This window comes from Bifidobacterium avesanii, assembly GCF_009299475.1.
GTDB classification, from domain to species: domain Bacteria; phylum Actinomycetota; class Actinomycetes; order Actinomycetales; family Bifidobacteriaceae; genus Bifidobacterium; species Bifidobacterium avesanii.
Genome location: NZ_WBSN01000010.1, coordinates 92701 through 98700, shown reverse-complemented (window position 1 = coordinate 98700; position 6000 = coordinate 92701). Strand labels below are relative to the sequence as shown.

The 6000-nt window shown below is 66.7% G+C and carries 5 protein-coding genes; 1 reads left to right on the top strand and 4 read right to left on the bottom strand.

The annotated features are described in order from the left end of the window. A partial coding sequence (locus tag DSM100685_RS06760) for an IS3 family transposase (protein WP_152350281.1) occupies positions 1-101 on the top strand: 101 nt, incomplete at its 5' end. Positions 102-490: 389 nt separating this feature from the next. Here the strand turns inward: DSM100685_RS06760 and DSM100685_RS06755 are convergent. The 4 genes from DSM100685_RS06755 to DSM100685_RS06740 all read right to left on the bottom strand — a co-directional run bounded on the left by DSM100685_RS06755 (position 491) and on the right by DSM100685_RS06740 (position 5650). Beyond that, positions 491-1552: a LacI family DNA-binding transcriptional regulator gene (locus DSM100685_RS06755; RefSeq protein WP_239512683.1), complete on the bottom strand. Its 1062-nt coding sequence runs from the start codon at positions 1550-1552 to the stop codon at positions 491-493. 129 nt (positions 1553-1681) lie between these two features. Further along, positions 1682-3190, bottom strand: a complete 1509-nt coding sequence (locus DSM100685_RS06750) for a glycosyl hydrolase family 28 protein (protein WP_152350587.1) — start codon at positions 3188-3190, stop codon at positions 1682-1684. A gap of 139 nt (positions 3191-3329) precedes the next feature. Further along, positions 3330-4622, bottom strand: a complete 1293-nt coding sequence (locus DSM100685_RS06745; RefSeq protein WP_163201007.1) for an MFS transporter — start codon at positions 4620-4622, stop codon at positions 3330-3332. Between the two features lie 338 nt (positions 4623-4960). Next, positions 4961-5650, bottom strand: a complete 690-nt coding sequence (locus tag DSM100685_RS06740; protein WP_152350585.1) for a hypothetical protein — start codon at positions 5648-5650, stop codon at positions 4961-4963. Positions 5651-6000: the final 350 nt, after the last annotated feature.

The following is a 6000-nucleotide window of genomic DNA, read 5'->3' as shown; positions in this document are numbered from 1 at the left end:
TGGCCGCCTACCTGTCCCATTACAATGGGACCCGTATCAAGAAGTCGCTGGGCTGGATGAGCCCGGTGCAATACCGCAGACACCTTGGGCTGGCGGTGTAGCCGTCCAAGAAAAAGTCCGCACCCCCTTTTCCGCGGCTCACGCACTGGATTCGCTCAATCCGCCGCAAACGGTCCATGGAATGAGCGGATTCAGTGCTTCAACGCGCGAACCGGTCCAAACAACCACGTGCGACCGCGTGACCGCGTGACCGTGTGATCACGCACCCATGCGTAATCACATGGCCATACGCCTACGCCCACGTCCAAGCCATGGTTACGAGAACACGGTCACGCGCCCACACGCCCACGCGTGGTCACGCACTCCGCGCGAACGCACGGTTACATGTCCCGCGGCCGCACACCCTACATGCGCCCACGCATCCACACGAGATGCGCTCACACCCGCACACGAGCACACGCCCCGCACGAGCGCCCACACGAACCCACGGCTAAGCGGCGTTCCTCGGCGCGGCGGTGGAGTCGCGCACCATGAGCCTGCCCTCGATCACCCTGCATTCCGGCGCGGGCGCGGGGTTGCCGGCGCGCTTGGCCTCGATCTGCGCGTACAGCATCTCGAAAGCGGCAGCGCCCAAGTCCACGAAGTTCTGGCTGTAGCTCGTCAGCGGCGGATCCCACATGCGGGAGAACAGCTGGTCGTTGTAGCCGGCCACGGACACGTCCTCGGGCACGTGCACGCCCTCGTCGCGCAGACCCTTGATGAGCGAGATGGCGGTTTCATCGTTGCCGGCGAAGATGGCGGTGAGGTTCGGATCGTGCGCGAGCTTGCGGCCGAGCTCCACGGATTCCTCCAGATCGGAGCCCACCTGATACGCCTCGACGGCCTGGATGCCCGCGTCGCGCATAGCGTCGCGCCAGCCGAGCGTTCGCGTGTTGTTGTTCGGGCCTTCGGGACGGTGCACGTGCACCACGTTGCGATGGCCGAGCCCCAGCAGATGTTCGGTGATCACGCGGCCGCCCTCGCGCTCGGACGGCATGACCTGATAGGGCGCGTCGCCGCGCGAGCCGCCGATGAGCACCAGGGGCGTGTCCTTCGGGATCTGGTGGAGCACCTGAATGGCGATCTCGTCGGATTCGCTCACGATCACGCCGGCCGGGTTCGCGGAGAGCACGCGGTTGATGGTGCTTTCGATCTCGTCGTCGGAGATGCCGTCCAGCGAGGTCACGCCGAAGAGGAACCCGCGGTCGCGCGCGGCGTGCTCGGCGCCGCTGTTGATCTCGGTGGTGGCCCAGTACCGGCTCAGCGACGTGAGCAGCGTGACCGAATCCATGACCTTGTTGGCGAGCGCGCGGGCGACGAAGCTGGGCTTGTAGTCGAGCAGCTTGATGGCCTGCGCGATCTTCTCGCGCTTCTCCTGACTGACCTTGGCCGTGCCGTTGAGGTAGCGCGACACCGTGGGCACGGACACGCCCGCGAGCTGCGCCACGTCCTTGATGACCGGCGTACTCCGGTTACCGCTGGGTGGCATTGCGATCACCTTGCCTTGTGCCATGGCACTGCTCCTTCGCGTGTTTCATAGCGTTCGTTCAACTCCTTACATCATAAGGCCTTTTGGCCGTGGTAACGATTTCATGTATCGATTGCTGTCGTGGGGCGCGTCCCTTACCGCCGCCCGTCCCGACTACGCCTCGATCCGCACGCCGTCCGCGTTCGGCCCGACGCGCACGTTCACGGCGGCCGCGTCGCCGCAGGGCACGCCGTCGCGCCTGAACCCGCGGATGGTCACGTCCCGCACGGGATGGCCGGCGTCGTATCCGGCGACGATCGACGTCTCCTCCCCCGAGCCGGACGCCACGTCCACGTCCTCGACGAGCACGCGTTCCACCAGCCGCCCGGGACGCGGGTTGTAGTCCCTGTTCCATTTGGTTTCGATGTCGATCACGCGACCGTGGCGGAAGCGCTCGACGCGGATGCGCCTCCACGTCACGTCGCGCACGGTGTTCGCGTCGCCCGCGTTGATCGCCATGACGCCCAAGTAATTGTCCTGGTACTCGTTGTGCTCGAGCACGTCGATGTTCTCGAAATGCAGCCGCTCGAGCACGTCGCCGTCGTGTTCGTGGTCGCCGTGCGTGCCGATCATCATGGGGTGCGCCACGTCGGACCACAATGCGCAGTCGCGCACGGTCACGTCGGACGATCCGCCGCGGTACTCCCAGCGCGAGCCGTAGACGGCGATGCAGTCGTCGGAGGTCCTCAGGAAGCAGCGTTCGACCGTCACGTCGCGGCAGGCCATCATGTCCACGCCGTCGCTCCACCCCTCGCAGCTGAACGACTTGACGTTGCGGATCGTCACGTCCGAGCTCGCGCCGAGCATGACGGTGTAGTGCGGCGGGTTGACGAACACGGGGCCGTCGACCGTGACGTGTTCGGACTGCGCGATGGTCACGCCGCTCAGGCCGCTGAACCGCTTGAAGTCGGCCTGGTAGAACATCCCACGGCCCCGGATGGCCACGTTGCGCCGCCCCCGGATGCGGAACGCACCGTCGAGCACCGCGCCGCCCTCGAGCACGATTTCCACGTCGTCCGGCAGGTCCATCACGCAGTCCTCGATGCAGTAATGCGCGCGGCGCACCAGCACGCGCACGGGACGGCCGGGCTTCCGCGCGGCCTCGACCCGCCACAGGGCGTCCCGCCCGAAGGTGTTCGGCCCGTTCGGATTGCCCTCGACCGTCACGTCGAAGCCGCGCCCGTTCGCATCGGGCCCCAGCAGCGCGTCCATCTCGGCAAGATCGCCCGCGAACAGATGCAGGTTGCCCATGCGGTTGCGATTGATCTCCACCGAGCAGTTCAGCGGGCGGTCGATGACGAACCGCACGGCCCGCGGCTCCACGGTCGGCTCGATGCCCAGGCTCAGCGGCCGCACCTCCGCCGTGTAGAAGGCGTTCCATCCGGCGGGCGTCACCTCCACCTCGACCGGGCCGGCGGCGAAATCGGCGTCGAAGTACGCCATCGACGCGGCGTGCACGTCGTGCATGTCTACCTTGACGCGGTAGACGGGCAGTTCGCGCCATGCGGATTCCCCATCACCGCCAGCAGCGCCGCCATCCGCAACGGCGACCGGCCTCACGCGCACGCGCCAGTCGCGCTGCAGCACGGCACCCACGGGCGCCGAATAGCATTCAATGCGCATCTCCGCATCCTTTCTCACGCTCGGCACCATCGCTCACCTCACTGGGAACGGGCCGGGACCGTTACGACGTTGTATCGCCTACAGTGTATGAAATCGATTTCACAAATTCAACTTCGACACGTGCGTAAAGTGCAGCCGATCATCGAATGCCCCGGAAGCACAGCACGCACGCCGCCGCCGCGGTCAGCACCGCGAACCCCATGGGAAACAGGCTCGCGTAGCCGAACGCCTTCACCAAAGCCCCGGCAAGCAGCGGCGCGCAGAGGTTGCCGAGCGCCCCGCAGGCATTGAGGAAGGCCAGATCGTGCGCGCGCGTGGTCGGATTCGGCAGCACGTCGACCATGATCGACTGGTCGAGCGCGGTGAAGATGCCGCCGCCGAACGAGGAGAGCACGAAATACACTGCATAGGCCATTGGCGTGGGCACGAAGAACGGCAGCCAGCACGGCAGGCCGACCGAGAAGATCGCGAGCGCCAGCGGGATCCTCACGCTGCTGAACCGATCGGCGATAGGCCCGGACACCGCGCAGAAGCCAATGGCCAGCACGAGCCCCGGAACGGACATGACGCCGATCCACCAGCCGGCCGCCTGATCCGACTGCCCCATGTAATCGGTGAGCGTGTACAGGCGGTACAGGCCGATGCCGCCGGGCAGCATCCACAGGAACAGCAGGACCGCCGCCAGCCAATAGTCGCGTCCGGCGTGCGCGGGAGGCAGGAACATGGCCAAGCGAGACCGCAGTCCCCCGTTCGTCCTCGCGGGACGCGGCGCGTCGCGGTTGGACCGCTCGCCGTTGATGGCCACGGCGGCCAGCGAAAGCACGTCGAACACGCACAGGGCCACGACCACGCCGAGGCTGATGTTCGTGACGAACATGGCCGCGACGATCTGCGCCCCCTGCAGGCCGAACTGCCGGCCCACGCCGTACATGGACGAGACCGTGCCGCGCCAGCGCGGGGCCACCTGGTCGGGCTGCCACGCGCATCCGGCGGACAACATCACGTTGTAGACGGCGCCGTATGCCCACCACACGGCGAGCACGACCGGCAGACTGTCGCAGAACGCGAACGCCGCGAGCAGCGCGGTGCCCAGCATCACGCCGCCGATGAGCCACGGCGAGCGGGAACCGATGCGGGTGCGCGTGCGGTCGGACAGCATGCCCCCGCCCATGCCCGCCAGCAGCGAGATGAGCATGGTGACGGTGGAGACCATGGCCACGATGGAGATTTTGTTGACCGGGTCGATGAGCTGGATCTTGGCCGGCAGCAGCACGGCGTGCAGAGACGTGAACGCCCACATCCAACCGGCGCCGCCCACCATGAGGCTCAGGCCCGACCGCCACGGGAACCGCCCGTCCCGCCCGGGAGCGTTCGGGGCCTCCGCATCCCCCGATGTTCGCACGCGCCCCGCCGTCGCCGATCGCCTATCCACGAATGACTCCTTTGCCCTCGGCATGAACTCGAAACGAAACCGATGTGAAACCGATTTCTCAACATGGTGAATCGTACAGCATGCGCCGTCATCGCACACAAGCCACCGCGCACAAGCCGCAATTTGCGGGCTGAAACGGACGAAATCCGGAATTCCAAGCGCCAAACCCCCGCATTTCCGTCCTTTTCGCGCTTGGAACAGCAGATTTCGTCCGTTTGGGCCCGCAATTCGGAATGGCGGACCGTCACACCCCGCACGGCAACCAGCCGGTCAGGGAGACCAACCTGCAACGGCGCGGCGTCAAGCCTTAAGCCAAGCCGCCAGCCTCCCCGCAGCGGTCACCGACCGAAGCGCCACATGCCGTTGACCAGCGCCACGCCCAGCCCCCACAGCGCGGGAACGAACAGGGCGACGGTGGGACCGAGCAGCGGGATGCGCGTGAGCAGCAGGCAGATTGCCAGCAGGAACAGCCATGTCAGCGGCAGCCAGACGCGCCGCGCCATGGCCGTCAGCGATGCGGTGACCAATTCGACCACGCTCCAACTGGGTTGCGCCAGCACGCCCGCCGCCGCGAGCAGCAACGCCATCAGCACGCCAAGCACGATCGCCGGAACCATGCGAGCCGCGGAGCCGGCGGCCAGGGCCACGTCATACGCGACGAACAGTCCGACCGGGAACGAGATCGCCCACAGCGCCCACAGCGCACGGGGCGCCTTGCGGATGGCGTCGAAGAAGCCGCGCGCCAGATGGCTCGGATACCCCTTCTCCGCAAGGATGGCCGTGGAGGCGGTCAGCAGACCGCGAAGCATGGGGCCGACCGTGATGAGGCTCAGCGTGCCGAGCCACAGGGCCAGATGCGTGGATTGCCAACCGACGAGCAGCTCGAAGGCGAGCTGGGGCAGCAGGAACAGCCAGGCGCACACGGCGGTCACGAACACGCCCCATACGGTGAGCACGGTCTGTGACACCGGCGAATCGTAGGCGACGAAACGGCGGATGGCCTGACCGGCCTTGGCGAAAATGTTCATAACGGCCCCTTTCGCGCATTAATGATAGAACTTCTTCGATGAAAAACTCTGCCTCCTCTGACGGGGAGGCAGAGTGGATGGCCTCTGGCGGGCGCTCAGGCCGAGGCCAGTCGGAAGCCCACTAGGATTCCTTGGCGGCTCGCCTTCGGCCCCGGCAATTACTGACTCGCCCTACGGGCGAGGCTCAATCCGACCTTCGCGCCCGTAGTGGGCGCTCAGGCTGAGGCCAGTCGGAAGCCCACCGGGCTTCCTTGATGGCCTCAGCCCTTCACGGCTCCACCTTCGGCCCTTGCAATTGCGGACTCGCCTACGGCGAGACTCAACGCCGCCCGGACGGCCGTAGTGGCCGT